22 protein-coding genes and 2 tRNA genes are annotated in these 25,425 nt (G+C 67.6%); 11 read left to right on the top strand and 13 right to left on the bottom strand.

Annotated elements, in window-relative coordinates:
* Positions 1 to 44: 44 nt before the first annotated feature.
* The 5 genes from K883_RS16425 to K883_RS16405 are packed head-to-tail and all read right to left on the bottom strand — an operon-like array spanning position 45 to position 6,112.
* Positions 45 to 866 (bottom strand): HpcH/HpaI aldolase/citrate lyase family protein, encoded by an 822-nt coding sequence (locus K883_RS16425; RefSeq protein ID WP_008255122.1) that lies wholly within the window; start codon positions 864 to 866, stop codon positions 45 to 47.
* On the bottom strand, positions 863 to 1,360 hold the full coding sequence (locus K883_RS16420) for a MaoC family dehydratase (RefSeq protein ID WP_008255121.1): 498 nt from the start codon (positions 1,358 to 1,360) through the stop codon (positions 863 to 865). Before K883_RS16420 ends, K883_RS16425 begins: the two co-directional genes overlap by 4 nt.
* Positions 1,357 to 2,523 carry an acyl-CoA dehydrogenase family protein gene (locus K883_RS16415; RefSeq protein WP_008255120.1) on the bottom strand — a complete coding sequence of 389 codons (1,167 nt, stop codon included), beginning with the start codon at positions 2,521 to 2,523 and terminating at the stop codon, positions 1,357 to 1,359. The genes K883_RS16420 and K883_RS16415 overlap by 4 nt, the downstream gene beginning before the upstream one ends.
* Positions 2,520 to 4,517, bottom strand: a complete 1,998-nt coding sequence (locus K883_RS16410; protein WP_008255119.1) for an acetyl-CoA carboxylase biotin carboxylase subunit — start codon at positions 4,515 to 4,517, stop codon at positions 2,520 to 2,522. The genes K883_RS16415 and K883_RS16410 overlap by 4 nt, the downstream gene beginning before the upstream one ends.
* A 5-nt stretch (positions 4,518 to 4,522) precedes the next feature.
* The gene (locus tag K883_RS16405) at positions 4,523 to 6,112 is read right to left on the bottom strand and encodes a carboxyl transferase domain-containing protein (RefSeq protein WP_008255118.1); all 1,590 of its coding nucleotides are present in this window, start codon (positions 6,110 to 6,112) and stop codon (positions 4,523 to 4,525) included.
* A 195-nt stretch (positions 6,113 to 6,307) separates the two neighbouring features.
* On the opposite strand from K883_RS16405, the gene K883_RS16400 reads away from it, so the two are divergent.
* Positions 6,308 to 6,964 (top strand): SACE_7040 family transcriptional regulator, encoded by a 657-nt coding sequence (locus K883_RS16400; RefSeq protein WP_008255115.1) that lies wholly within the window; start codon positions 6,308 to 6,310, stop codon positions 6,962 to 6,964.
* Between the two features lie 63 nt (positions 6,965 to 7,027).
* Positions 7,028 to 7,807, top strand: coding sequence for an MmpS family transport accessory protein (locus K883_RS16395; RefSeq protein ID WP_020822085.1), 780 nt, complete (start codon positions 7,028 to 7,030; stop codon positions 7,805 to 7,807).
* A gap of 63 nt (positions 7,808 to 7,870) precedes the next feature.
* On the opposite strand, the gene K883_RS16390 is transcribed toward K883_RS16395, so the two are convergent.
* Positions 7,871 to 9,223 carry an MFS transporter gene (locus tag K883_RS16390; protein ID WP_036428674.1) on the bottom strand — a complete coding sequence of 451 codons (1,353 nt, stop codon included), beginning with the start codon at positions 9,221 to 9,223 and terminating at the stop codon, positions 7,871 to 7,873.
* Positions 9,224 to 9,291: 68 nt separating this feature from the next.
* Between K883_RS16390 and cmrA the strand changes: the two genes are divergently transcribed.
* Positions 9,292 to 10,098: a mycolate reductase gene (cmrA, locus tag K883_RS16385; RefSeq protein WP_008255108.1), complete on the top strand. Its 807-nt coding sequence runs from the start codon at positions 9,292 to 9,294 to the stop codon at positions 10,096 to 10,098.
* Between the two features lie 137 nt (positions 10,099 to 10,235).
* Here the strand turns inward: cmrA and K883_RS16380 are convergent, their stop codons facing one another.
* Together K883_RS16380 and K883_RS16375 are read right to left on the bottom strand one after the other, a co-directional pair.
* On the bottom strand, positions 10,236 to 11,429 hold the full coding sequence (locus K883_RS16380; protein ID WP_369751691.1) for an IS30 family transposase: 1,194 nt from the start codon (positions 11,427 to 11,429) through the stop codon (positions 10,236 to 10,238).
* A 98-nt stretch (positions 11,430 to 11,527) separates the two neighbouring features.
* On the bottom strand, positions 11,528 to 13,096 hold the full coding sequence (locus K883_RS16375) for a helicase HerA-like domain-containing protein (protein WP_008255099.1): 1,569 nt from the start codon (positions 13,094 to 13,096) through the stop codon (positions 11,528 to 11,530).
* A gap of 202 nt (positions 13,097 to 13,298) precedes the next feature.
* Between K883_RS16375 and orn the strand changes: the two genes are divergently transcribed.
* The 3 genes from orn to K883_RS16360 all read left to right on the top strand — a co-directional run bounded on the left by orn (position 13,299) and on the right by K883_RS16360 (position 14,557).
* A complete protein-coding gene (orn, locus tag K883_RS16370) occupies positions 13,299 to 13,946 on the top strand; it encodes an oligoribonuclease (protein WP_008255097.1) in 648 nt (215 codons plus the stop codon).
* 49 nt (positions 13,947 to 13,995) lie between these two features.
* Positions 13,996 to 14,071, top strand: a tRNA-His gene (locus K883_RS16365).
* A gap of 108 nt (positions 14,072 to 14,179) precedes the next feature.
* Entirely contained in the window at positions 14,180 to 14,557 is a 378-nt protein-coding gene (locus tag K883_RS16360; protein ID WP_008255094.1) for a hypothetical protein, read from the top strand.
* Between the two features lie 9 nt (positions 14,558 to 14,566).
* Here K883_RS16360 and K883_RS16355 read toward each other — a convergent pair whose 3' ends face one another.
* The 3 genes from K883_RS16355 to K883_RS16345 all read right to left on the bottom strand — a co-directional run bounded on the left by K883_RS16355 (position 14,567) and on the right by K883_RS16345 (position 19,266).
* Complete coding sequence (locus K883_RS16355) at positions 14,567 to 15,778, bottom strand: L,D-transpeptidase (RefSeq protein ID WP_014711121.1); 1,212 nt, start codon at positions 15,776 to 15,778, stop codon at positions 14,567 to 14,569.
* A gap of 132 nt (positions 15,779 to 15,910) precedes the next feature.
* On the bottom strand, positions 15,911 to 16,825 hold the full coding sequence (locus K883_RS16350) for a DMT family transporter (protein ID WP_008255089.1): 915 nt from the start codon (positions 16,823 to 16,825) through the stop codon (positions 15,911 to 15,913).
* 74 nt (positions 16,826 to 16,899) lie between these two features.
* A complete protein-coding gene (locus tag K883_RS16345) occupies positions 16,900 to 19,266 on the bottom strand; it encodes an MMPL family transporter (protein WP_008255087.1) in 2,367 nt (788 codons plus the stop codon).
* 194 nt (positions 19,267 to 19,460) lie between these two features.
* Between K883_RS16345 and K883_RS16340 the strand changes: the two genes are divergently transcribed.
* The 4 genes from K883_RS16340 to K883_RS16325 all read left to right on the top strand — a co-directional run bounded on the left by K883_RS16340 (position 19,461) and on the right by K883_RS16325 (position 23,196).
* Positions 19,461 to 20,699, top strand: coding sequence for a GNAT family N-acetyltransferase (locus K883_RS16340; RefSeq protein ID WP_008255085.1), 1,239 nt, complete (start codon positions 19,461 to 19,463; stop codon positions 20,697 to 20,699).
* A 180-nt stretch (positions 20,700 to 20,879) separates the two neighbouring features.
* Positions 20,880 to 20,952, top strand: a tRNA-Lys gene (locus tag K883_RS16335).
* A gap of 129 nt (positions 20,953 to 21,081) precedes the next feature.
* Positions 21,082 to 21,348: a hypothetical protein gene (locus K883_RS16330; protein WP_008255084.1), complete on the top strand. Its 267-nt coding sequence runs from the start codon at positions 21,082 to 21,084 to the stop codon at positions 21,346 to 21,348.
* 108 nt (positions 21,349 to 21,456) lie between these two features.
* A complete protein-coding gene (locus tag K883_RS16325; protein ID WP_008255082.1) occupies positions 21,457 to 23,196 on the top strand; it encodes a DUF3556 domain-containing protein in 1,740 nt (579 codons plus the stop codon).
* On the opposite strand, the gene K883_RS16320 is transcribed toward K883_RS16325, so the two are convergent.
* The gene (locus tag K883_RS16320) at positions 23,183 to 23,410 is read right to left on the bottom strand and encodes a DUF3618 domain-containing protein (protein ID WP_008255080.1); all 228 of its coding nucleotides are present in this window, start codon (positions 23,408 to 23,410) and stop codon (positions 23,183 to 23,185) included. The two genes, K883_RS16325 and K883_RS16320, sit on opposite strands and share 14 nt — an antisense overlap.
* Positions 23,411 to 23,514: 104 nt before the next feature.
* On the opposite strand from K883_RS16320, the gene bcp reads away from it, so the two are divergent.
* The gene (bcp, locus tag K883_RS16315) at positions 23,515 to 23,988 is read left to right on the top strand and encodes a thioredoxin-dependent thiol peroxidase (RefSeq protein WP_008255078.1); all 474 of its coding nucleotides are present in this window, start codon (positions 23,515 to 23,517) and stop codon (positions 23,986 to 23,988) included.
* Here the strand turns inward: bcp and K883_RS16310 are convergent.
* Positions 23,985 to 25,361, bottom strand: a complete 1,377-nt coding sequence (locus tag K883_RS16310; protein ID WP_008255076.1) for a cytochrome P450 — start codon at positions 25,359 to 25,361, stop codon at positions 23,985 to 23,987. The genes bcp and K883_RS16310 overlap by 4 nt on opposite strands.
* Between the last annotated feature and the right edge of the window lie 64 nt (positions 25,362 to 25,425).

Below are 25,425 nucleotides of genomic sequence, written 5' to 3'. Positions count from 1 at the left end.
GTCGCGCTCCCCAAACGACGTGTCGCTGGAAAGCCATGAAACGGTCAGCCCGGGACGGTCTCACCCGCCCTGCGCAACGTCATCTGCGCGTGCTTGAGCACCGGTGAGTCGACCATCTGTCCTTCGAAGGCGAAGACCCCGCGCTCGTTGCGCGCGGCCGCCAGCACCCGTCGCGCCCAGTCCAGCCGGTCCTCGCTGGGGCGATACGCCTCGCGCACCACCGGGATCTGGCTCGGGTGGATACACACGGTCCCGCCGAACCCCAGCGCGACGGCGTCCTCGGCCTCGGCCCGCAAGCCGTCGAGGTCGCGGATGTCGAGGTGGACCGCGTCGAGCGCCACCCGGCCGAAGGCGGACGCGTTGAGCAGCGCCGTCGACCGCACATGGTGGGCGACGTCCCGGTACGTGCCGTCGGCCCGGCGGCTGGAGCTACCACCGAGCGTGGCGACCAGGTCCTCGGCGCCCCACATCAGCGCAACCGTGCCCCGGACCGCCGCGATTTCGGTGGCGAAGACCGCGCCGCGCGGCGTCTCCAGCAGCGCGATGACGTCGCGGGGCGCCAACGCTTCCACCTGCGCCGCCGATTCCGTCTTGGACAGCATCACCGTGGTGTAGGCGGTCGCGGACAGGGCCTCGAGGTCGCGGGGGTATTCGTCGGTGTCGGCGGCGTTGATGCGCACGACGGTGCGCTCGGGGTCCAGCGGCGTCTCCTGCAACGCCTTGCGGGCGGCGGGCTTGTCCGCCTCGGCCACCCCGTCCTCGAGGTCGAGGATCACCACGTCGGCCGCGGCGGCGGCCTTCGCGAAACGTTCGGGCCGGTCGGCCGGGCAGAACAGCCATCCGGGGCCGGCGGCGTGCAGGTTCACTTGGCCTCCTGGTTGGACGGGCGCTTCTGGACCAGCGTGGTGCGCGCGGCGCGCGCGACGACGTCGCCGTGCTGGTTGCGTCCGGTGTGCTCGAGGGTGACGATGCCCTCGCCGGGCCGGCTCTTCGATTCCCGCTTGGCCGTGCACACGGTTTCGGCGTACAGGGTGTCGCCGTGGAAGACGGGTTTGGGGAAGGACACCTCGGAGAAGCCGAGATTGGCCACGATGGTGCCGAGCGTCAGTTGCGACACCGACAGTCCGACCACGGTGGAGAGGGTGAACATGGAGTTCACCAGGCGCTCGCCCCGAAAGCCCGGCTGCTCGGCCGCCCAGGCGGCGTCGAGGTGCAGCGACTGGGTGTTCATGGTCAGCGTGGTGAACAAGACGTTGTCGGCTTCGGTGACCGTACGGCCGGGGCGGTGCAGGTAGGTGGTGCCGATCTCGAACTCTTCAAACCACAAGCCGCGCTGGACAATCGACTTGCCGTCCGTCATGACAGTCCGAGCGATCGCGCGATGAGCATCAGTTGCACCTCGGTGGTGCCCTCACCGATTTCGAGGATCTTGCTGTCGCGGTAGTGACGCGCCACCGGATACTCGTTCATGAAGCCATACCCTCCGTGGATCTGCGTGGCGTCGCGGGCGTTGTCCATCGCCGCTTCCGACGCGATCATCTTCGCGATGGCCGCCTCCTTCTTGAAGGGCTTGCCCGCCAACATCTTTGCAGCGGCATCGTAATACGCCGTGCGGGCGACATGGGCACGCGCTTCCATTCGCGCGATCTTGAAGCTGATCGCCTGGTACGAGCCGATCGGCTGGCCGAACGACTGGCGTTCCTTGGAATACTTGACGCTCTCGTCGACGCAGCCCTGCGCCGCCCCCGTCGCCAGCGCGGCGATCGCGATGCGGCCCTCGTCCAGGATCGACAGGAAATTCGCATACCCCCGGCCACGCTCGCCCAGCAGGTTCTCCTCCGGGACCCGGGCGTCGGCGAAGCTCAGCGGATGAGTGTCCGACGCGTTCCAGCCCACCTTGCTGTAGACCGGTTCGACGGTGAAACCCGGTGTGCCGCTGGGCACGATGATCGTCGAGATCTCTTTCTTGTCTCCCCCGACGCTGCCGGTGACGGCGGTGACGGTGACCAGCGAGGTGATGTCAGTGCCCGAGTTGGTGATGAACTGCTTGCTGCCGTTGATCACCCACTCACCGCCCTCGAGCCGCGCGGTGGTGCGCGTCGCACCCGCGTCGGAGCCCGCGCCGGGCTCGGTGAGCCCGAAGCCGGCCAGCGCCCGGCCGGCAGTCAGGTCCGGCAACCACCTGGTCTTCTGCTCCTCGGTACCGAACCGGTAGATGGGCATCGAGCCCAAACCCACACCGGCCTCGAGCGTGATCGCCACCGACTGGTCGACCTTGCCGAGTTCCTCGAGCGCCAGCGACAGCGCGAAGTAGTCGCCGCCCATGCCGCCGTACTCCTCGGGGAACGGCAGGCCAAACAGGCCCATCTCCCCCATCTTCGCGACGACCTCGTACGGAAAGCTGTGCTCCTCATCGTGTTTGGCCGACACCGGGGCCACCACGGTGCGCGCGAACTCGGCGACCGTGTCGCGAAGGTCCTCGTATTCCTTGGGGAGGGTCCCCGCGGTTATGGATGTGGTCATGTCTCGTCCTTGCTTTCTTCTTCCGGGATCAGCCGGGCCAGCACCTGATCCACGGTCACCTGATCACCCACGGAGACCAGCACCTCCACCTGCCCGGAAACGGGTGCGGCCAGCGAGTGTTCCATCTTCATCGCCTCGATGACGACCACCACGTCGCCTTCGGAAACCTCGGTGCCGGAGGGGGTTTGGACGGCGATCACGCTGCCCGGCATCGGACTGAGGATCTCGGCCCGCTGCGCGCCCACGGCGCGATGGATCTTGTTCTCCTCGGCCTCGCGCAGGTGCCAGGTGCCCCGCTCGTCGGCGATCCACAGGTGCCGGTCGGCTTCGGCCCACCGGTAGTCGCGGCGCAGGCCGTCGATCACCGCGCTCATCCGTGCCGGCTCGACTTGCACAGCGGCCGAATAGGTTTCCCCGTCGCCGACCTGCACCGTGGCGGACTCGGGAAGCCCCCACACGGACACGGTCTCGCTGCGCAGCGGGGTGCGCATGTCGGTGCGAACCGGCGCCGCGCTGCCGCCCACGCGCCATCCCGTGGGCGCCGCCCAGGGATTGCCGGCGAAGTGGCGCGCCCGGGACGCCAGGGCCGATTGCCGATAGAGGCCGGCCGCCGCGAGCACGTCGTCGGGGGCCGGCAGCGGCGCGAAGTCCGCCAACCGCTCGTCCAGCAGGGCGGTGTCCAGGTCGCCGGCGCGTACCCGCTCGTCGGCGAGCAGGAACCGCAGAAATTCGATGTTGGTTTGCACGCCCAGGATCGCGGTTTGGCTCAGCGCCCGGTCGAGTGTCGCCAGCGCCTCGTCCCGGTCGGCCCCGTGGGCGATCACCTTGCTCAGCATCGGGTCGTAGTCGCTGCCGACCAGCGTGCCGGGCAGCAGCGACGAGTCGACCCGCACGCCGTCGCCGGAGGGTTCGAAGACCCGCAGCACCCGGCCTCCGGTGGGCAGGAATCCGCGCGCCGGATCCTCGGCGTACACCCGCGCCTCGATCGCGTGCCCGTGCAGTTCGATGTCGTCCTGGGCGAACGTCAGCTTCTCGCCGGCGGCGACGCGCAGTTGCCACTCCACCAGGTCCAGCCCGGTGACGGCCTCGGTGACCGGATGCTCCACCTGCAGGCGGGTGTTCATCTCCATGAAGAAGAACTCGTCGGGACGCTCGGCGGAGACGATGAACTCGACCGTGCCCGCGCCGACGTAGTCGACGCTGCGCGCGGTGTTGCAGGCGGCCGCCCCGATGCGCGCCCGGGTGGCCTCGTCGAGCAGCGGCGAGGGTGCCTCCTCGATGACCTTCTGATGGCGTCGCTGCAGGCTGCACTCCCGCTCGCCGAGGTGCACGACGTTGCCGTGCGTGTCGGCGAGCACCTGCACCTCGATGTGCCTGGGGCGCAACACAAACCGTTCCAGAAACAGCGTGTCGTCGCCGAACGCGGAGGCGGCCTCGCGCCGGGCGCTGACCAGCGCCTCGCGCAGCTTCGCCGGCTCCTCGACCAGGCGCATGCCCTTGCCGCCGCCGCCCGCCGAGGGCTTGATCAAGACGGGGTATCCGACCTCGTCGGCGGCCGCGACCAGCGCGTCGTCGCTCAGCCCCGGTTTGGCCACGCCGGGAACCACCGGAACGTCGAAGGCGGCAACCGCGTTCTTCGCGGTGATCTTGTCGCCCATCACCTGAATCGCCTGCGCGGGAGGCCCGAGAAACACGACACCGGACCGCTCGCAGGCCGCGGCGAAATCGGCGTTCTCGGAGAGGAATCCGTACCCCGGGTGGATCGCCTGAGAGCCGGTGCGCACGGCCGCGTCGACGACCTTGTCGATGCTCAGGTAGCTCTCGCGCGCCGCGGCCGGTCCCAATCGGACGGCCTCGTCGGCCTCGAGGACGTGCCGCGCGCCGGCGTCGGGATCGCTGTAGACGGCCACCGAACGGATGCCCAGGCGGCGCAGCGTCCGGATCACCCGCACGGCGATCTCGCCGCGGTTGGCCACTAATACTGTCTCGAACACTGCACTCACATCCGGAAGACGCCGTAGGAGACGGGTTCCAACGGTGCTTGGGCGCACACCGAAAGGGCAAGCCCGACAAATGTTCTCGTGTCGGCCGGGTCGATGATCCCGTCATCCCACAGCCGGGCCGTCGAATAGTATGGGTTGCCCTGGTCCTCGTACTGCCCGCGGATGGGCGCCTTGAACGCCTCTTCCTCGTCGGCCGACCACGGTTTGCCCGCCGCGCTGAGCTGCTCACCGCGCACGGTGGCCAGCACCGAGGCGGCCTGCTCGCCGCCCATCACCGAGATCCGGGCGTTGGGCCACATCCACAAGAACCGCGGCGAGTACGCCCGTCCGCACATCGAATAGTTGCCGGCCCCATAGGATCCGCCGATCACCACGGTCAGTTTGGGCACCCGGGCGCAGGCGACGGCGGTGACCATCTTGGCGCCATGCTTGGCGATGCCGCCGGCCTCATAGTCCCGGCCGACCATGAACCCGGCGATGTTCTGCAGGAACAGCAGCGGGATCTTGCGCTTGTCGCACAATTCGATGAAATGCGCTCCCTTCAAAGCGGATTCGCTGAAGAGCACCCCGTTGTTGGCCACGATCCCCACCGGGTGGCCGTGGATGTGGGCGAACGCGGTCACCAGGGTCTTGCCGTAGTTGGCCTTGAATTCGCTGAATTCGCCGCCGTCGACCAGGCGCACGATGACCTCATGCACGTCGTAGGGCACCCGCGGGTCCGGCGGCACCACGTCGTAGAGCTCCGTCTGCGCGCACGGCGGCGGGACCGGGGATCGCACCTGCCACGGGCTGGGCTCGCGCGGGCCGAAGGTGGCCGCGATCGAGCGGACGATCCGCAACGCATGTTCGTCGTCGTCGGCGAGGTGGTCGGTGACACCGGACACCCGGGAGTGCAGGTCGCCGCCGCCGAGCTCCTCAGCCGACACGATCTCGCCGGTCGCCGCCTTGACCAGCGGCGGGCCGCCCAAAAAGATCGTGCCCTGCTCGCGCACGATGACGGCCTCATCGCTCATCGCCGGCACGTAGGCGCCGCCCGCGGTGCACGAACCCAGCACCGCGGCGACTTGCGGAATTCCCTTGGCGCTCATGGTCGCCTGGTTGAAAAAGATGCGGCCGAAGTGCTCGCGGTCCGGAAAGACCTCGTCCTGGCGCGGCAGGAAGGCCCCGCCGGAGTCCACCAGGTAGATGCACGGCAGCCGGTTCTGCAGCGCCACCTCCTGCGCGCGCAGGTGCTTCTTGACCGTCATCGGGTAGTAGGTGCCGCCCTTGACCGTCGCGTCGTTGGCGACGATCACGCACTCGCGCTCCGACACCCGGCCGATCCCGGTGATGATGCCGGCGCCGGGAGATTCGTCGTCGTACATGCCGTCGGCGGCCAGCGGTGAGAGCTCCAAGAACGGGCTGCCGGGGTCGAGTAGGCGGTCCACCCGTTCGCGCGGCAACAGCTTCCCGCGGCTGACGTGACGTTCCCGTGCGCGCTCGTTTCCGCCGAGCGCGGCCGCGGCCAGCCTGGTGTTCAGCTCGCCGACTAGCCGGCGGTGCTCATCGGCGAACGACGCCTCGGGAGCCTTCGCGGGCGAGGTCATCACCTTGTCCATCGCCGCAGCAGCCTCCTTGCCGTCGGGCGGGCCAGCTTTTGAGTTAATGGTCATTAACTCGGTGCCTGAGAATACCATTGCCGGCGTTGCCGGTCCAGGGGGCACCGTGCCCGGCGAATAACGCGAGTTAATTGCGAATAACTCGTGCTACGTTGGTGACGATTCACCACACGGAGGTCCGTCATGACAACGTCTGCCTCCGAAGGCCAGGCCGCTGGCGCTGAGGCCCCAAATCGTCGGAGCCAGTTGAAATCCGACCGCCGCCTACAACTGCTGTCCGCCGCCGAGCGGCTGTTCGCCGAGCGTGGATTTCTCGCGGTCCGACTGGAGGACATCGGCGCCGCGGCCGGCGTCAGCGGTCCCGCCATCTACCGGCATTTCCCCAATAAGGAATCGCTTCTGGTCGAATTGCTGGTGGGCATCAGCACCCGGCTGCTCGCCGGCGCCCGGCAGGTGCGGGCCCGAAACTCCGATGCTTCCGCCGCGCTGGACGGCCTGATCGACTTCCACCTCGACTTCGCCCTGACCGAACCCGACCTGATCCGCATCCAGGATCGCGACCTGGCGTACCTGCCCGGGGCGGCCGAGAAGCAGGTGCGCAAGGCGCAGCGTCAATACGTCGAGGTCTGGGTGGGGGTCCTGCGCGAACTGAGCCCCGAGCTGGCCGAGGCCGACGCCCGGCTGACCGCGCACGCCGTGTTCGGCCTGCTGAATTCGACGCCGCACAGCATGAAATCCCCCGATACGTCGCGCAGCAAGGGCGCGGGCGCCGCACGATCGCGCGCCGTCATGCGGGCGATGACGATCGCCGCGCTCGAGGCCGGAAACCAGTGCCCCTGAGCTCCCCGCCACAAGGTGAGTAAGCGCTTCAGCGCCCCGCACAGGTACCCTGCAAGCCATGAGGTGGACATGAACGATTCACGTCCCACCGAGCGGTTTAGTCCATCGCTACCGGGGCCGCAACAGCGCGGGTACGCGCCGCCCGCCGACCCCGCGTACGCCGATCAGACGCCGTACGCGCCCACCTATGGCGGGACGATGCCGCCCTGGGCGGCCACCGCCAACGAGACGAACACGACAAAGCGGTTACCGGCGTATTGGCAGCAAGAGCTGCCGCCGTCGGACGACCCGCACTCGCGGGGCATGGCTCCCCCACCTCCCGAGGGGCCGAAATCGCCGCGCTGGCTGTGGATCGCCGCCGGCGCGGCGGTGCTGCTGGTCGTCGCCTTGGTGATTGCGCTGGCGCTCGCCAACGACGCGATCAAGACCCAGACCGCCGTTCCGCCGTTGCCGGCGATGCCAGAAACGACGCCGGAGAGCCCGACCCCGTCGGCGCGTAAGTCGCCGACCCTCATCCCGGCGCCGATACCCCCGACGAGCGGCCCCGAGCTGCCCACCTCGACGACGGGTCCGGCGGCAATGCAAGACGTCGTCTACACCGTCACGGGCGAAGGCCGCGCGATCAGCATCATGTACATCGACACCGGCGACCTCATCCAGACCGAATTCAACGTCGAGCTGCCGTGGAGCAAGCAGGTCAGCCTGGCGAAGTCGGCGGCGCACCCGGCCAACGTCACGATCGTCAACATCGGGCACAGCGTCACCTGCACCGTCACCGTTAACGGGGTTCAGGTGAGCAAGCGCGTCGGCGGGGGGCTGACGATCTGCGACGCGCGGGGCTAGTGCCGATCGCAAGCGCGGCGCATGCGCCGGGCGCAGCGGGTCGGCCCATCGGGCTGAGGCGCCCTACGACGGCTCGGCCACGGCTTCGGTGACCGGGACCCCGCGCTGCGGGACGCGGACCACCAGCATCGCCACCAACCCGGCGATCAAGACCAGCGAAATCCCGCCCAGGCCGGCGCGCACGGCGCCGAACACGTCGACGAACACCGAGAACAGCCATGGCGCCAGGAACGCTACCGCCCGCCCGGTCATGGTGTAGAGGCCGAACGCGACGCCTTCCCGGCCGTGTTTGGCCATCTGCAGCAGCAGGGCGCGCGACGACGACTGCGTCGGCCCGATGAACATGCACAGCAGCAGCCCGCACACCCAGAAGGCCGCCGGGCCGGACGACGCCATCAGGGTCAGTCCCAGGGTGATGATCGCGGCCAGCGAGGCCACGATGACGGGCTTCGATCCGACCCGGTGGTCGACGAACCCGCCCAGCACGGCGCCCACCGCGGCGACGACGCACGCCGCCACCCCGAAGATCAGCACGTCCGCCTGGGAGATGCCGTACACGTTCACGCCGAGCACCGCGCCGAAGGCAAAGATCGCCGCCAGCCCATCCCGGAACAGCGCGCTGGCGACCAGGAAGTACACCAGGTTGCGGTCGCGGCGCCATTCCGCGGAAACCTCGGTCCACAGCTTGCGGTAACCGCCCAGCATGCTCGTGGGCTGATACAGCTCGGCCGGCCCGCTCAGCCGTTGCGCCACGAACAGCAACGGCAGCGCGAACACCGCCAGCCAGGCCGCCGCCACCAGCATCGCCTCGCGGACATAAAGCCCGTCCTGCAAGGGAATTCGCAGCAGTCCACGCGTCGCGCCCGGTCCCGAGCCCGATCCGGAGATGAATCCGGTGTAGATCACCAGCAACAGCAGGACGCTGCCGCCGTAGCCCGCCGCCCAGCCGAATCCGGATATCCGGCCGGCGGTCTGCGGTGTCGAAAGCTGGCGCAGCATGGCGTTGTACGGGACGCTGGCCAAGTCGCCGCAGGCCGCCGTCGCCCCCAGCAGCACCAGGCCCGCCCACAGGTAGCCGGGCCGGTCGCGGATGAAGAACATCGAGGCGGTCAGCGTCACCGCCGCGGCCGTCAGCACGCTCAGGGCCACCCGCCTGCGATGCGGTGACTCCACCCACACACCGACCGCGGGCGCCAATATCGCGACGGTCAGCCCGGCGATGGCCGCGGCCCGGCCCAGCCAGCTCGCCGGGGTGGTGCTGCCCCCGATGCCCACCCCGACGCTGCTGGTCAGATACACGGCGAAGACGAACGTGGCCACGATCGCGTTCAGGCCGGTCGAGCCGCAGTCCCACAGCGCCCACGCCACAACGCGAGATCGCACGGGGGCGGCGGAACGCAACTCCGGCTGACTCATGCCCGGCACTCTAGCGGCGCCACCGATCGGCTGCGGATCGCGTTTCGCCGGCTGTCTACGATTGGCGCATGCCGGTACCCGCTCCAAGCCCCGAGGCGCGCGCCGTTGTCACCGGAGCTTCGCAGAACATCGGTGAAGCGCTGGCCACCGAACTCGCCGCCCGCGGACACAATCTGATCGTCACCGCGCGACGCGAGGATCTGCTGAAGGATCTCGCCGCCCGCCTGAGCGACCAGTATCACGTCACCGTCGACGTGCGACCCGCCGACCTGGCCGACCCGGGCGACCGCGCGAAACTGTGCGACGAGCTGGCCGCCCGCCCCATCTCGATCCTGTGCGCCAATGCGGGCACCGCGACGTTCGGTCCGGTGGCGACGCTCGATCCGGCCGGCGAGAAGGCCCAATTGCAGCTGAATGTCTTAGGGGTGCATGACCTTACGTTGGCGGTGCTGCCCGGCATGGTCGAGCGCAGGGCTGGCGGCATCCTGATTTCCGGTTCGGCCGCGGGCAATTCGCCGATCCCCTACAACGCCACCTACGCGGCCACCAAGGCGTTCGTGAATACCTTCACCGAATCGCTGCGCGGCGAGTTGCGCGGGTCCGGCGTCAACGTGACGCTGCTGGCGCCCGGCCCGGTGCGCACCGACCTGCCCGCCGACACCGAAGCGTCGATCGTGGAGCGGCTGGTGCCGGACTTCCTGTGGATCTCTACGGAGCACACGGCCCGGGTGTCGCTGGATGCGTTGGGCCGCAACAAAATGCGCGTCGTTCCCGGACTGACGTCCAAGGCCATGTCGGTGGCGAGCGGGTACGCCCCGCGCGCCATCGTGGCGCCCATCGTGGGCGCGTTCTACAAAAAGCTCGGCGGCGGCTAGGCGCGGGGCGGGTTGGGCAGCCCTCCTCTCACGGTCGTGCTGGCCCTCCGCTCACGGTTCGGGCCGGCCCCTCCGCTCACGGTCGTAACGCAGCGGCGGTTTTGCGCGCTCAAAGTCAAGTGGCTAATGCATTTTTGTTAGGCGGCTTGGTCGAGGAGGGCGGCCAGGCGTTGGGCGGGGGTGTCGAGGTCAAGGGTTGGGCGCGGTCGTCGGTTGAGGGTGTCTTGGATGCGTTTGAGGTCTGCTGGGGTGTAACCGCTGAGGTCGCTGCCCTTTTCGAACCAGAAGCGCAGGAGGCGGTTGGTGTTTTCGTTGGTGCCGCGTTGCCAGGGCGAGTGCGGATTGCAGAAATAGACCGGGGTGTTGAGTTGCAGGTGAATGTCGCGCCAGCGGGCCATTTCGCTGCCACGGTCCCAGGTGATTGATCGACGAAGGTGTTCGGGTAACTGGCGCATCGCTTCGATCATCGCGCCGGCCACCGTCTCGGCGGTGTGATCGCCGGGCAAATGCAGCAGCATCGTAAAGCGGGTGGACCGCTCGACCAGGGTGCCGATGGCGCTGTTGGGGCCGACGATCAGATCACCTTCCCAGTGGCCGGGCACCGCGCGGTCGGCGGCCTCGGCGGGCCGGTCGCTGATGGTGAACACATCGTGGAATTTCCCCCGCCGTTCGGTGTGGTCCCGGGATTTGCGGGCCGCGCGTTTCGTCGACAAACGCTTACTCAGGTCGGCGCGCAGTTGACCACGAGTTTGGACGTAGAGGCACTGGTAGATGGTTTCGTGGCTCACCCGTGCCAGCCTGTCATCGGGGTGATCGCGCGCCAAGACATCGGCGATCAGTTTGGGACTCCATCCCTGATCCATCCAGTCCTCTATGGCCTCGCATAGCGCGCGGTCTTGGAGTTTGAATGCTTTGGGACGCTTGGCTTTCTTGGCGGCGCGGGCATGGGCAAGACCAGCGTGGTAATCCCCGTCGGGATTGCGATTGCGTTTGAGCTCACGGGAGATGACGCTGGCGTCGCGGTCGAGCTCGTCGGCGATCTCGACCTGGGTGAGGCCCTTGTCCAGACCCCGCATAATCACCAGGCGTTCATCGAAACTGAGCCGGTGTCCCCGCGCGCCCGGCCGGGTCAGATCACCTGGTTCGGCAAGGCCGGTATCAGAGCCCGTACCACTTCGTAATTGCATTGATCCAGCGTCATGCCACCAGCTCCATCCGGTCTGGATCGACACACCGACCTGACGGCCGGCTTCACGCAATGATTCCCCTGCACACACCCGATCAAAGAACTCTCGCCGCATCGAACGCGGATAAGCAACTGACACCTGCAACCTCCTCAAACGTGGAAATTGCATTGACCGTATGAATCTGCCGCGCGATTCTTCGCCGTGGCGTTACGCCCGCGATCGACGGCGACGGAGGCACCCCACTACTTTCGGCGGCGGCGACCGCCGGTGCCACCGAAAATGCTTCTCACCGCTTCGCGTATCGCCGTGTTGATGCCGCTTTTCACCGTCGGGTTCTGCAGCACTTCCTCCCACATCGACGGCCCCTTTTCCCCCTTGGGTTCCGCCGGCTCCGGCATCGGCGGGACGGGTTCGTTCGCGGGGACGGGCGGGTAGTCGGACTGGGCTTGGGGCGCCTGCGGATCCTGGGGGGCCGGCTGGGGTCGCGCCGGGGGCTCAGCCGTGTGTCCGTACTTTGCCTGCAGCGGACTGTCTTTGGCCGCGGCCCCGATGGCCTCGTTGCCGATCGACGCCATCAGCGAGCGGGGCACCCGCATGCGGGTCCACGCGACCGGGGTGGGCGAGCCCTTCTCGGAGAGCACGGTCACGACGGCCTCGCCGATCCCGAGCGACGTCAACGCCGACTCCAGGTCGTAGACATCGGTTTTCGGGTAGGTGCGCACGGTCTTGGACAGTGCCTTCTGGTCGTCGGGCGTGAACGCCCGCAGCGCGTGCTGAATCCGCGCGCCCAACTGGGACAGCACGTCGTTGGGCAGGTCGGTGGGCAACTGGGTGCAGAAAAACACCCCGACGCCCTTCGAGCGGATCAACTTGACGGTCTGCTCGACCTGCTCGAGGAAGGCCTTGGACGCGTCGGCGAACAACAGGTGCGCCTCGTCGAAGAAGAAGACCAGCTTGGGCTTGTCGATGTCGCCGACCTCGTCCAGGACGGTGAACAGGTCGGCCAGCAACCACATCAGGAAGGTGGAGAAGATGACCGGGCGCAACGACTGTCCGCCGAACTCCAGCAGCGAGATGATGCCGCGGCCGCCCTCGACGCGCAGCAGATCGTTCGGGTCAAGCTTCGGCTCGCCGAAGAACGTGTCGCCGCCCTCGCCCTCGAGGTTCACCAGCGCGCGCAGGATGACGCCGGCCGTCGTGGACGACACCCCGCCAAGGGATTTCAGGTCGGCCTTGCCCTCGTCGCTGGTCAGGTGAGTGATGGCATCACGCAGGTTGGCCAGGGTGACCAGCTGGTAATTCTTTTCCTTGGCCCAGTGGAAGATCAGGCCCAGGGTGGACTCTTGAGTGGCGTTGAGCCCCAACACCTTTGACAGCAGAACCGGGCCGAAGCTGTCGACGGTGGCCCGAACCGGAACGCCGAGCCCATCGGTGCCCAGCGACAGGAACTCAACCGGGAAGCCCGTCGGAGTCCAGTCGTCTCCCGTGTCGCGGGCACGTGCGGCGGTTTTGTCGTCGCCCTTCCCCGGTGCGGACAACCCGGACAGGTCGCCCTTCACATCGGCCATCAGCACGGGTACACCCGCGGCGCTGAGCTGTTCGGCGATCAGCTGCAGCGTCTTGGTCTTGCCGGTTCCGGTGGCGCCGGCCACCAGCCCGTGCCTGTTCACGGTCGCCAGCGGAATGCGGATCTGCGCCGTCGGATCGGCGGCGCCGTCGACCACGACGGTGCCCAATTCCAGTGCCTGGCCATCGACGGCGTAGCCGTCCGCGATCCGGCTCGCCGGCGTTGCGGCTGAATCGGTGCTCATCGTGCTGCGCCCCCTCTTCCCCAGTGATTCGGCATGCAGTTCGACAACGCTCACCCTACTTCTCGGGCGGACCCGGGGGCGAGGCCCAACGGCGACCCGCCGCGCCCGGCTCCGCCGCGCTTGCGATCGCCACGGGTGTTGATGGTGGCGACCCGCCGCGCCCGGCTCCGCCGCACTTGCGATCGCCACTAGTCTGAGCGCTGTGCGTGACGAATTGGTGTGGATCGACTGCGAGATGACCGGACTCGATCTCGGTTCGGACAAGCTGATCGAGATCGCGGCCCTGGTCACCGACGCCGATCTGAACATCCTCGGCGACGGTGTGGACGTGGTGATCCACGCCGACGACGCCGCCCTCTCGGCGATGGGTGACGTGGTGACCGAAATGCATTCGCGCTCCGGGCTGATCGACGAGGTGCGGGCGTCCGCCGTCGACCTGGCGACCGCCGAGGCGATGGTGCTGGACTACATCGGCCAACACGTCAAGCAACCCAAGACGGCGCCGCTGGCCGGAAACTCGATCGCCACCGACCGCGCGTTCATCGTGCGCGACATGCCCGCGCTGGACACGTACCTGCACTACCGCATGATCGATGTGAGCTCGATCAAAGAACTCTGCCGCCGCTGGTATCCGCGGATCTACTTCGGTCAGCCCACCAAGGGGCTCGCCCACCGCGCACTGGCCGACATCCATGAGTCGATCCGCGAATTGCAGTTCTATCGGCGCACCGCGTTCGTCTCCCCACCGGGCCCGTCTACCAGCGAAATCGAGGCGGTGGTCACCTCCCTTGACGGTGGACGAGACGCACCGGGACCAAGCGATTCGGCCAGCGCGCCGACGAGCCGCTAGTATCTACAGTCGCTGCTCGTGCAGGCCTGCGGGTCGGCACACAGCCATGGTGGGTGTAGTTCAGTTGGTAGAGCGTCAGGTTGTGATCCTGAATGTCGCGGGTTCGAGTCCCGTCACTCACCCCATTGGTCAGGGAGCGCCGCTCCCTGACCTTTTACGGTGTTAGCGACTCCGCGCACCGCTGTTGCACCGGTGAGTGGAATGCAGTGAATCGACAACGTCTTGCCTCGCCCATGATGGGAGCGGCCATCGCGGCCGTCGCGCTGTTCCTCGCGGGCTGCGGTGGTTCGAGCCACACGTCAACGACGGTCACATCGACCCCGCCGGCTGAGACCAAGACGGTGACGAAGACAGTCGCCCCGCCGCCCCCACCGGGCCCGAAGACGTCCATCGAGGCCAACGGCACCTACATCGTCAACAAGGACATCGCGGCGGGCACCTATCGGACCGATGGCGGCAAATACGGCTGTTATTGGGCGAGGCTGCGCAGTTTCGACACCAACGACATCATCGACAACAACGTCGGCGACGGCCCCCAGGTAGTTCGGATCCTGCCGACAGATACCGCGTTCATGACCAGAAGCTGCGGAAGCTGGCACAAGATCGACTGACCGCGCCGGTCAGGTGTTGGCGTTGCCCGCTTTCCACTCCGGCCACGGGACGTTCCAGTCGCCGAGCCCCTCGGTGCCCGGCAAGGTCGGGCCCACCGTGTGCACAACCTCGACGATGTCACCGCTCTTGCTGTGGTCGTAGAACCATTCGGCGTTGCTGGGGCTGACGTTCAGGCACCCGTGGCTGGTGTTGGTGTGGCCCTGGGCGCCGACCGACCACGGCGCGGAGTGCACAAAGACTCCGCTGTAGGACATCTGGGTGGCCCAGTCGACTTCGGTGCGATATCCGTTGGGCGAGTTGACCGGAACCCCATAGGTCGACGAATCCATGATCATGTGTTTGAACCGCGCGCCAACGATGTAGATGCCGTTGGCCGTTGGCGTGCTGTCCTTGCCCATCGACGTCGGCATGGTCTTGACGACCTCACCGTTGACCCGCACGGTCACGGTCTTCGTGGTGTCGTCGGCGGTCGAAATCACCTCGTCGCCAATGGTGAAGTGCGTCTTGACGTTGTCCTCACCGAACATCCCGTCGCCCAGATCCACGCCGTAGGTGTTGACGGCCACGTCGATGGCCGTTCCCGACTTCCAGAAATGCTCTGGGCGCCAACGTACTTCGCGATTGTTGAGCCAGTAGAACGCACCCTCCACCGGTGGGTTCGTGGTGATGGTGATAGCTTTCTGGGCCGCCGCCCGGTCCGCGATGTTCTCGTCGAAGCGGATCGCCACCGGTTGGCCGATGCCCACCACCTCGCCGTCGACGGGACTGACGTACGGCATGGTCAGGTGGGCCGGTGAGCTGGTCGCGAAGGTCATCTGCTTGCTGGCCGCGCCACCCAGCCCGGTCGCCTTGACGTTCAGCGTGTAGCGCCTGTTGTAGCCGAGCTGCTCGGTGGTGGACCAGCGCAGCCCGTCGGGGCTCAGCTTCCCGCTGATCGACCTGCCGTTTTCGTTGACCATGGTGACCGACGCGAGCACGCCGTCGGCGACGCTGACCGTCACGGGCGCATCCACCGTCACGCCGACGGCGCCGTCGGTCACCGAAGCCGTGAGCTTGGGGACCAGCAGGTCGGCAAAGGGCGTGCCCTTGTCGAAGATCACCTTCGCCGGCGCGGCCGCGTGGTTGCCACCGCAGGCGACGGCAAACACGGCAACCGCGGCGATCGCGGCCGCCAGCCACGATCTGCGTCCACGCAAAGGCGTCATCCAGTGACCTTCCATTCAATTCTCGAAGTTGGTCACCGCTGACCTCGCTGCAGGCATTCTAAAGGGTTTCGCCGACTCGACATGCCCACACCGGCGCGGGCGGCCGTTCGGTGTCTGCGCCGCAATGAATTCGTCACCAGGGCGAGGTCAGCGACCTCGCGGCACCACATCTGCGCGGGCTTCCTGCAGCTGCGCTTCGGCCCGGTCGCGGGTCGCGACGGCCTCGACGCGGGCGAGTTTGATGATGGCCGCCGTCATCACCGACGCGGCCGCCACCAGGGCGATCATCCCGGCGCGACCCGTGTTCAGCGTCTCGCCGAGGACGACCACGCCCAGCACCGCTGCCACCACCGGCTGTGACATCTGCAAAGTGGGCATGGACGCCGTGAGTGGCCCGGCCCGAAACGCCGACTGGCTCCACGCCACACCGCCGAGCGCGACCAGGATGCAGGCGTACAGCTCGGGAGTCCGAATCACCGCGCCGAGGCCGTCCCCGAGCCGGGCGACGACCTCCTTGGTAAGCACCGCGAAGATGCCCCACAGCGACCCCGACACGAACGCGAACAGCACCGCGGCCACGGCCCCGCCGCGGCTCCGTCCGGCCAGCACACAGCCGACCAATAGCGGGCCCAGGACGACGGCCACCGCGGCCCAGGTTCCCAGCGCGGCGCCCGAATGCCCTGCCCGCGGATTGCCGACGATGACGACCACGCTGACCCCGGCCGTCAACAAGGCGGCCCACATCCACTCGCCGGCGGTCACCGCGCGATGCGACAACCTGGCGTTGATGGGCAGCGCGAAGAGCACCGAAAACATCAGCAGCGCCTGCACCAGCAAAACCGATCCGCCGGCCAGGGCCGCTGCCTGCAACCCGATGCTGGCGGCCAACAGCACAGTGCCCCACCACCATCGTTGGCTGCGCAGCAGATTGGCGAACAGCTCGACCGAACCGACCGCCCTGTCGGTGATGCAGTGCGCCGCACGTTGCTGCAGGACGTCGCCGACCGCGACGCACAACGCGGAACTCAGCGCGAGCAGGGCGGCGATATCGGTTCGGCCCATGGGGATTACTCCGACCCATCCCGGATCGGCGCCGCGGTACCGGTCGAAGGCGTTGCCTCACAACACATGTCGGGTCACCCGCGCCCCGTCGTGGCCTTGGTGGGCCACCGTCTGATCAGTGCGCGGCCCGCGTCGGGCGCGTCGCGGGCCCAGCGGCCGCGTCCGACCGCGATCTCGCCGTCCTCCCCGATGGCGGACCGTTCGCGCAGCCAGACCAACGGCCGCGGCGCCCACCACGTCCAGCGGCCCAGCAGGTGGATGAACGCCGGAACCAGGACCATGCGCACCAGGGTGGCGTCGACCAGCACGCCGAGCGTGAGGCCCAGACCCAGCATGCGCATGAACGACACGTGCGCCGGGATCAGCGCGGCGAACGAAATCGACATCACCACCGCGGCGGTCGTGACGACGCGGCCGATGCCGGCAATGCCCAGGGCCGCACTCTCGTCGGTGGCGGCGCGCGCCTCGGCCGCGGTGGGCGGCGTCTCGCGCATGGCCTGCGAGGCCAGCCAGTACTCGTGGATGCGCGAGACCAGAAAGACCTCGTAATCCATGGCCAGCCCGAAGGCGATGCAGAACAGCAGCACGGGGATGTTGGCGTTCAGCGTCCCGTTGGGGGTGGTGCCCAGGGCGCCCAGGTGGCCGTCCTGGAAGATCCACACCATCGCCCCGAACGCCGCCGTCAACGACAACACGTTGCACACCAGCGCCTGCACCGGCAGCACCGCGCTGCCGGTCAGCAGGAACAGCAGCGCGAACGTGATGAGGGCGATCAGGGCGAACACGATCGGCAGACGCTGGGTGATCGCGTCGACGCTGTCGCGGTTGATCTGCGCGAGCCCGGTCATCTGAACCGCGCGCCCGCCCGGCCCGGCGACCTGATGCAACCGGTCCAGCTGGGTGTTCGAGGCCTGCGAATAGAGCGGCGCGGTGGTGGAGACGGTCAAGAACGCGCTGCCGTTGGCGACACCGGTGGGGGCGACGGGCGGCCCCACCCGATTGCCCTCGGCGAACGTCCCGGCCGGTGCGCTGACGGACGACACGTCGGGCACGCGCGACAGGTCTGCGGCGTACCGCTGCAGCTCGGCGGGGGTCACGCCGCGGGCGTCGGGCACGACGACGGACACCTCGGTGCCGAACCCGTTCGCGAAGTCGTTGTCCAGCATGTCGGCGACCTGGCGCGCCGACGCGGATTCGGGCAGCACGCGCTCGTCCGGGAAGCCCCACTTCACCCCCAAGAACGGCGCGCCCAGCAACAGCAGCAGGGCCACGACGCTCAGGCCGATCGGCATGGCGTGGCGCAGCACGTACCGGGTCGATCGGTACCAGAACTGCTCCTCGAGTGGCTGGTGTGCGTGGTCGCGAAACGACCGCTGTCCGTGCAGGATGCGGTGCAGCACCCGTCGGGCGTCCAGCACGTGCAGTCGGGGCCCCAGCAGCACGATCGCCGCCGGGGTGACCACCACCGCGGCGATCGCCACGATGATCGCGGTGACCACGATGGTGTAGGCGGACGATTTCAGGAAGTACATCGGGAACAGCGCCATCACCGCCATCGACAGCCCGACGGTCGTGGCCGAGAACAGCACGGTCCGGCCGGCGGTGGCCATGGTGCGATACAGCGCCCGGTCGCGGTCCTCGGTCCGGGCCAGCTCCTCGCGGTAGCGGGTGATGATCAGCAGGTTGTAGTCGATGGCCAGGGCCAGGCCCATGGCGATGCTCAGGTCCAGGGCGTAGGTCGACACGTCGGTGGCGAAGCTGATCAACCGCAGCACCGACATGGTGCCGACGATGGCCAAGAGGCCAAGGACGATCGGCAGCGTCGCCGCCACCACACCGCCGAGCACCCAGACGAGGACCGCGAAGCTCAGCGGGATCGCGATGGACTCCATCAACAGCAGATCCCGCTGGTTCTGCCCGTTGATCTGCGCGTATGCCACGGCCATGCCGCCGGCGCGCACGGTTACGCCGTCGCGGTCGTGCACCAGGTCGCTGGTGAGCGTGCTGGCGTACTTCTGCGCGTCGTTCTCGCCGCCTTTCAGCCCGGCGACGATCATCCCGGATTTGTTGTCCTTGCTGATCAGCTGGGACGCGGCCTGGGGGCGATCGGGCGGCATGGTCCACGCCGACGACACGTTGAGCACCCATGGCGATCGTTTCAGCTGGTCGACGATGCCGGTGGCGACCCGGCGCGCCGATTCGCTGCGGACGCCGTCCGGGGCCGTCACCACGATCAGCATCTGCTGATCGGTTTGGTTGAACCTGTCGCGCAGAACCTCGGTTGCCCGCGCGGACTCCGAGGTCGGGTCCTGGAAGCCTCCGCCGGAAAGGCTGTTGACCACCGGAAGCCCGAAGACTGCGGCCCCCACCAGCACCAGGAAGGCGATCCCGACGATACGGCGCGGGGCGGCAATGGCTAGCCGGGTGATTACCTGCAGCATGGCGTATCGCCTACCCGAAACCGCGCCTTTTGACCCGCCCCAGCGCCGACTGTTCGCATCGAGCAGTCACCCGGCGGCGGCCCACGAGGTTTGACCATCTGGTACTCGGGTATCGAACGTAAAAGCACACTCAGCACGTGGATTCGGTGTGCGCAGTGCCGGATTGCCTGGGCTACAAGCGGATTGGATGTGCAATGAACACGACGGACGACGGCACCAACATTCGGCATCCAAGCGAAGACGACTGGCAGGCGGTGTTTGAAAATCAGGCCCGCACGTTCGGCGATCCGGTGGGTCCCGAAGATCTCGAAGCGTGGAAACGCCGAGTCAACCTCGACGACATCCTCATCGCCGAGGACGTCTCCGATCCCGAGCATCCGTTTCTGGTGGGAACGTCGATCATCTACCGCGCGCAGCTCACCGTGCCGGGTGGCGCCAACCTGCGAGCCGCGTGGCTGACGATGATCGCCGTCGCGTCAACGCATCAGGGCAAGGGGCTGTGGGCGCAGCTCAGCGCGAAGGGACTCGGGATTCTGTTGGACCGCGGCTATCCGATCGTATGTGGGGTCCCGACGCAGACCGCGATGTACGACGGCTTCGGCGCCGGGGTGGCCAGCTACAGCCACACCTATTCGATCGACCGCCGCTTCGCGAAGTTGCGGGCCGCACCGAGCGGCAGCCGGGCACGCGAGGTCAATGCCGCCGAGGCGAGACGACACTTGCCAGAACTCTACGAACGGTGGTGTGCCGCAACCAATGGCGCGATCACCCGGGACGACGCGTGGTGGGCCGACTACCTGGACGACCGGGAAACCCAGCGGGGCAACGGGTCGGCGCTGCATTACACGATCCATCCCGACGGCTTCCTGACGTATCGGATCGTCGGATCGCAACAGCATGCGTTTCGCCCGCCCCTGGGCACGGTGGTTGTCGAGGACTTCTGCCCTATCACCGAGGAGGCTCACACCGAGCTGCTGCAGACGCTGTTGGTCCTGGAGATGTTCTATCGCGTAGAGATCGACGTGCCGGGCGACGATCCGCTTCCGCTCAAACTCACCGATCAACGCGCCGCGGAGATCAAGGGCGTGAGCGACTTCCTGTGGGTGCGCATCAACGACGTCCCCGAGGTGCTGGGCGCCCGCACCTACACCGCCGATACCGACATCGTGCTCGACGTCACCGACCCGCTTCAGCTCGCGGGCGGACGGTTCCAGCTGCAAACACGCGGTGGCGCCGGGAAGTGCACGCCCCACGACGGGACCGCGGACATCGAGATCGGCCTGGCCGACCTGGCCACCATCTACATGGGGGCGCACCGGGCTTCCCAGCTGGCCCGGGCCGGCCGCATCACCGAAGTACGCGCGGGCGCGCTGGCCGAACTGGACGCCGCCTTCGCCACCGACCGCGCGCCCTTCTGCGGCACGGTGTTGTGAATGAAACTGCGCGACAGTACCTTTCGTCTTCCATGCAGATCGCGCGGCGAACGGTTGACGACGGCCCAGCCCGGCAAGGCCCAACCGGCTGCGCGGGCACGCTATCCTGGGAAACGGTCGGGATTTCACTCCGCGGCAAGACGCCTGTTATTGTCGCCTACGCGGTCTGACTGACCACAAGCGCCGTTAGCTCAGTTGGTAGAGCAGCTGACTCTTAATCAGCGGGTCCGGGGTTCGAAACCCTGACGGCGCACAGCTCACCGATAGTTCATCGTTCGGTGGCTTTTGCTTCCACACTGGCGCCAGTGTCTCGGATCTCCCTTTTCATGGCCCTCGCGGGGGACCTACCATCGCTGCGACGGTGTTTGTCCAGAGGGGACCTGTGAAAACAGAGCTGAAGTGGGTCGAACCCCACGAGGGCCACTTCCACGCCAACATCGATGACCGCAGCGAGTACCGCGTCCACGCGGTCTCCACGGGAGGCTTCCGCGCCGAACGGGTCGACGAGGGCTTCGTGCACCACGATCTCGGCCGGGCGACCGACGCCGCGGGAGCGCGGGCGATCTGCCAGGACCTGCACACGCGGGCGATGCGGCGCGCGGCGTGGGAGGCGTACATGGCCGAGAACGATCCCCCGGGTTGGGAGTAGCCGGCGCGGGCCCAGCCACCAGTTGCCGTCGTATCCCCCCGCGAAAGCCCTTCGTACAGGTAATTTCTTGCTGGCACCGATTGGTCTTGCCGCGTCGAAGGAGCTGCAATGGGGTTCATCCGGCCCAATCTGCCCGTCGTCGACGTGGCCAACTGGAGCGCACGACCACGCGCCGAACGCATCGTGCCGATGGCCCGCCACATCGCCCAGCACGGCTTTGGCACCCCGCTGGTGATGCACGTGATGTACGGCGTGAAGATCGCGCTGTACATCCTCGGCGGCTGGCTGTTCGCGTGGTCCACGCGGGGCATCGGTGGCTTCACTCAGGTCAGCGCCTGGTGGGCGGAGCCGATCGTGTTCCAGAAGGCCGTGCTGTACACGATGCTGTTCGAAGTCGTCGGCCTCGGATGCTGTTTCGGTCCGCTCGCCGGGCGCTACTTCCCACCGATGGGTTCCATCCTGTACTGGCTGCGCCCCGGCACCATCCGGTTGCCGCCCTGGCCCGACCGGGTGCCACTGACCAAGGGCAGCAACAGAACTCCCGTCGACGCGTTGCTCTACGGTGTCCTGCTGGCGCTGCTGGTGTTCGCGCTGCTGTCCGACGGCACCGGCCCGATTCCCGCCCTGGACACCGCGATCGGCGTGCTGCCGCGGTGGCAGACCGTCGCCGTCCTGGCGGTCCTGGCCCTAATCAGCTTGCGCGACAAGGTGATCTTCCTGGCCGCGCGCGGCGAGGTGTACGCGCCGCTGACGCTGACGTTCCTGTTCGCCGGGACGGACATCGTCGTCGGGGCCAAGGTCGTCTTCATGGTGATCTGGCTCGGCGCGGCGACATCCAAGCTCAACAAGCACTTCCCGTTCGTGATCTCGACGATGCTGGCCAACAACCCGTTCATCCCGTCGGGACCGCTCAAGCGGTCGATGTTCAAGCGCTATCCCGACGATTTGCGGCCCAGCGCACTGGCGGGTTTCATCGCCCACTTCTCGACCGCGGTCGAAGGGCTGGTGCCGCTGGTGCTGTTGTTCTCCCACGGCGGCTGGCCGACGGCGCTCGCGGCGTTCGTGATGATCGTGTTCCACCTGAACATCCTGCTGGCCTTCCCGATGGGCGTGCCGCTGGAATGGAACGTGTTCATGATCTTCGGCGTGCTGTGGCTGTTCGTCACGCACGCGCCCCTGGGCCTGTCGAACATCGGCAACCCGTGGCCGATCGCCCTCCTGTTCGCCGTGATGGCCGGGACCGTCGCAGCGGGAAACCTCTACCCGCGCAAGGTCTCCTTCCTGCCCGGCATGCGCTACTACGCCGGCAACTGGGACACCACCCTGTGGTGCGTGCGCCCGTCGGCCGACGAGAAGTTCCGCGTCGGCTCGCGCGCGCTCGGCCCGATGCAGCACCTGCAGCTCGAGCGGTTGTATGGCAGCAAAGAGGAAACCCTGGTACCGCTTCACCTCGCGCTCGCCTTCCGCGGCATGAACACCCACGGGCGCGCGCTGCTCACCCTGGCGCACCGAGCGATGGCCGACTACGACGAGGACGACTACAACCTGTGCGAGGGGGAAGTCCTGTGCGCAATGGTTCTCGGCTGGAACTTCGGCGACGGGCACATGCACAACGAGTGCCTCATCGAGGCGCTGCAGCAGCGGTGCCGGTTCGAGCCCGGCGAGGTGCGGGTCGTGATCCTCGACGCCCAGCCCATCCACCGGCAGCGGCAGGAGTACCGGCTGGTCGACGCGGCGACCGGGGAATTCGAACGCGGCTACTGCGAGGTCGCCGACATGGTGGTGAATCAGCCCTGGGCCGACGACATTCCGGTGTACGTCCAGAGCGACCGCGTCAGCGGTTCCTGACGCGGCGAACCGCCACGACCACGACCAACGCCCCGACCCCGGCCAGCGACGCCAGCACCACGGGCTTCTGCACGAACCCGATCACCCGGGCCTTGAGGTCGTCGGCGAGGCGACGCGGGTTCGCCCGCTCGGCGAGGGAGTCGACGGTGGCCGCCAGCTGGTCCCGGGCGACGTCGATGTCTCGCTTGATGGCTTCGGGGTCGCGGTCCGCCACTGTGTCCTCCAAGTCGCCCACTATCCGGCTCATGCACCTGCCCGAACTACCCTAGATCAGCTGGCGGTAACCCCGACGCTCCGGTGAACAGAAAGGGCCCCACCTTGACCGAGACCACGCGGCTTGCACCCGGCGACAAAGCGCCCTCCTTCAACCTGCCCGACGCCGACGGCAACAAGGTGTCGCTGGCCGACTACAAGGGGCGCCGGGTCATCGTCTACTTCTATCCGGCCGCGTCGACTCCCGGGTGCACCAAGCAGGCGTGCGACTTTCGGGACAGCCTGGCCGAGCTCAACGGCGCCGGCCTCGACGTCATCGGCATCTCCCCCGACAAGCCAGAGAAGCTCGCCAAATTCCGTGACGCGGAGGGGCTGACGTTCCCGCTGCTGTCCGATCCCGATCGCAAAGTGCTGACGGCCTATGGCGCCTACGGCGAAAAGCAGATGTACGGCAAGACCGTCACGGGCGTCATCCGCTCGACGTTCGTGGTCGACGAGAAGGGCAAGATCGCCGTCGCGCAGTACAACGTCAAAGCGACCGGCCACGTCGCCAAGCTGCGCCGCGACCTGTCCGTCTAGCTGATTACGGCGGCCTCGGTGTACTCGGTGATCGGCCGCGCGATCCCCTGTTCGTCGCACACCCGCTGCAGCTTCTCCAGCGTCTCGTCGATGCCGGGTCCAAGCCGCCTGCCGGGGGTGAAGGTCGCCGGAAGGTGCTGCATGCCCTGGATCACGCCGATGGTCGGATAGTGCACGGTGCCTTCGGGGTCGCAGCGGTAGTCGGGCATCCGGTCGAGGACCGCCGTGAGCATCGACTTGAACACCACCCGCGCGACATTCGAGCCGATGCAGCGGTGGATGCCTAGCCCGAAGCTGAAGTGCCGGTTGTTCTTTCGCGCGAGGTCCAATCGATTCGGATCGGGGAACACCGCGGGATCGCGGTTGGCCATCGCCCAGGACAGCCACAGGCGATCGCCCTCCTTGAACTGCGTGCCCGCGATCTCGAGATCGGCGGCGATCGTGCGGCCGTCCCCCGGCGCGGGCGTGAAGAAACGCAGGAATTCCTCGGTCGCCGAGGCGAGCAACGTCTCCGATTCCCGCCTCAGCAGTTCGCGCTGCTCGGGATTTTCGCCGAGCCATTCGAGCGCGTGCGCGGTCAGCGCCGTCGTCGTGTCGAAACCTCCGCCGATGATCAGGCCGAGCATTCCGAGCAGTTCGGCGTCGGGGGCGGGTTCGCCGTCGATCCGCAGTCGTGCCAGCGCGTCCACTATGCCGGGGCGCGGATTCTCGCGGATCTCGAGGAGGTGGTTGAACAGGTCCGCGCCCATCGCCATCGTCTGCTCCAAAACCCTTGGGGCGTCCGGGGAATCGGCGGGCGTGTAGACGTTGGCGTGGGCCGGCTCGCAATAGAGTTGCCACTTCTTCAGCGGAACGCCCATCAGGGCCAGCGTCAGGACGGCCGGCACGACGTTCGCGAGATCGTCGACGAAGTCGATCCGCCCGGTTTCGATCTTCTCGTCGATGCTGGCCCGCACGATCTCGTCGACGAATGGCTTCCAGCGTTTGATGGCCGCCGGCGACAGGTAGGGGTTGAGGATGCTGCGGTAGGCGGAGTGCTCGGGTTCATCCATCTCGAGCATGCCGCCACGCACGCCGGTGCCCTGCGGAATCGTGGGAATGGTGATGCCCTTGTAGCCGGTGCCTTCGCCGGTGACGTCGTGGTCGTTGGACACGTGCGGGCATCGCGCGAGCTCGAAGACCTCCCGGCTGCCCGCCGCCACCCAATGCCCGTCGTAGGTGTCGGTCCACGCCACCGGGCACTTGGCGTGCATCTCCTCGGTGATTGCGGTGAACCGCTCGCGGTACTCCGGGGTGTGGCGATCGAAGTGGTAACGGTGGGTCTTGCCGGCCTTGGTGGGGGTGATGCCGGTGAGGGTGTCTTCCGTACTCACGGTGGCGTCTCCTGCGGACGAGTGGCTGCTGCCTGTAGAAGCAGTATGCGACGAGACTGTCGGT

It is taken from the genome of Mycobacterium sp. TKK-01-0059 (genome assembly GCF_000709305.1).
GTDB classification, from domain to species: domain Bacteria; phylum Actinomycetota; class Actinomycetes; order Mycobacteriales; family Mycobacteriaceae; genus Mycobacterium; species Mycobacterium intracellulare.
Note: the sequence above shows the minus strand (reverse complement) of the source record. Positions and strands in the feature narration are given on the sequence as shown.

Excerpts from the sequence above, each read along its gene's own strand:
- K883_RS16420 (WP_008255121.1), bottom strand. The coding sequence starts at position 1,360 with ATGACGGACGGCAAGTCGATTGTCCAGCGCGGCTTGTGGTTTGAAGAG.
- K883_RS16415 (WP_008255120.1), bottom strand. The coding sequence starts at position 2,523 with ATGACCACATCCATAACCGCGGGGACCCTCCCCAAGGAATACGAGGAC.
- K883_RS16405 (WP_008255118.1), bottom strand. The coding sequence starts at position 6,112 with ATGACCTCGCCCGCGAAGGCTCCCGAGGCGTCGTTCGCCGATGAGCAC.
- K883_RS16400 (WP_008255115.1), top strand. The coding sequence starts at position 6,308 with ATGACAACGTCTGCCTCCGAAGGCCAGGCCGCTGGCGCTGAGGCCCCA.
- K883_RS16390 (WP_036428674.1), bottom strand. The coding sequence starts at position 9,223 with ATGAGTCAGCCGGAGTTGCGTTCCGCCGCCCCCGTGCGATCTCGCGTT.
- cmrA (WP_008255108.1), top strand. The coding sequence starts at position 9,292 with ATGCCGGTACCCGCTCCAAGCCCCGAGGCGCGCGCCGTTGTCACCGGA.
- K883_RS16375 (WP_008255099.1), bottom strand. The coding sequence starts at position 13,096 with ATGAGCACCGATTCAGCCGCAACGCCGGCGAGCCGGATCGCGGACGGC.
- K883_RS16360 (WP_008255094.1), top strand. The coding sequence starts at position 14,180 with ATGATGGGAGCGGCCATCGCGGCCGTCGCGCTGTTCCTCGCGGGCTGC.
- K883_RS16355 (WP_014711121.1), bottom strand. The coding sequence starts at position 15,778 with ATGGAAGGTCACTGGATGACGCCTTTGCGTGGACGCAGATCGTGGCTG.
- K883_RS16350 (WP_008255089.1), bottom strand. The coding sequence starts at position 16,825 with ATGGGCCGAACCGATATCGCCGCCCTGCTCGCGCTGAGTTCCGCGTTG.
- K883_RS16345 (WP_008255087.1), bottom strand. The coding sequence starts at position 19,266 with ATGCTGCAGGTAATCACCCGGCTAGCCATTGCCGCCCCGCGCCGTATC.
- K883_RS16340 (WP_008255085.1), top strand. The coding sequence starts at position 19,461 with ATGAACACGACGGACGACGGCACCAACATTCGGCATCCAAGCGAAGAC.
- K883_RS16325 (WP_008255082.1), top strand. The coding sequence starts at position 21,457 with ATGGGGTTCATCCGGCCCAATCTGCCCGTCGTCGACGTGGCCAACTGG.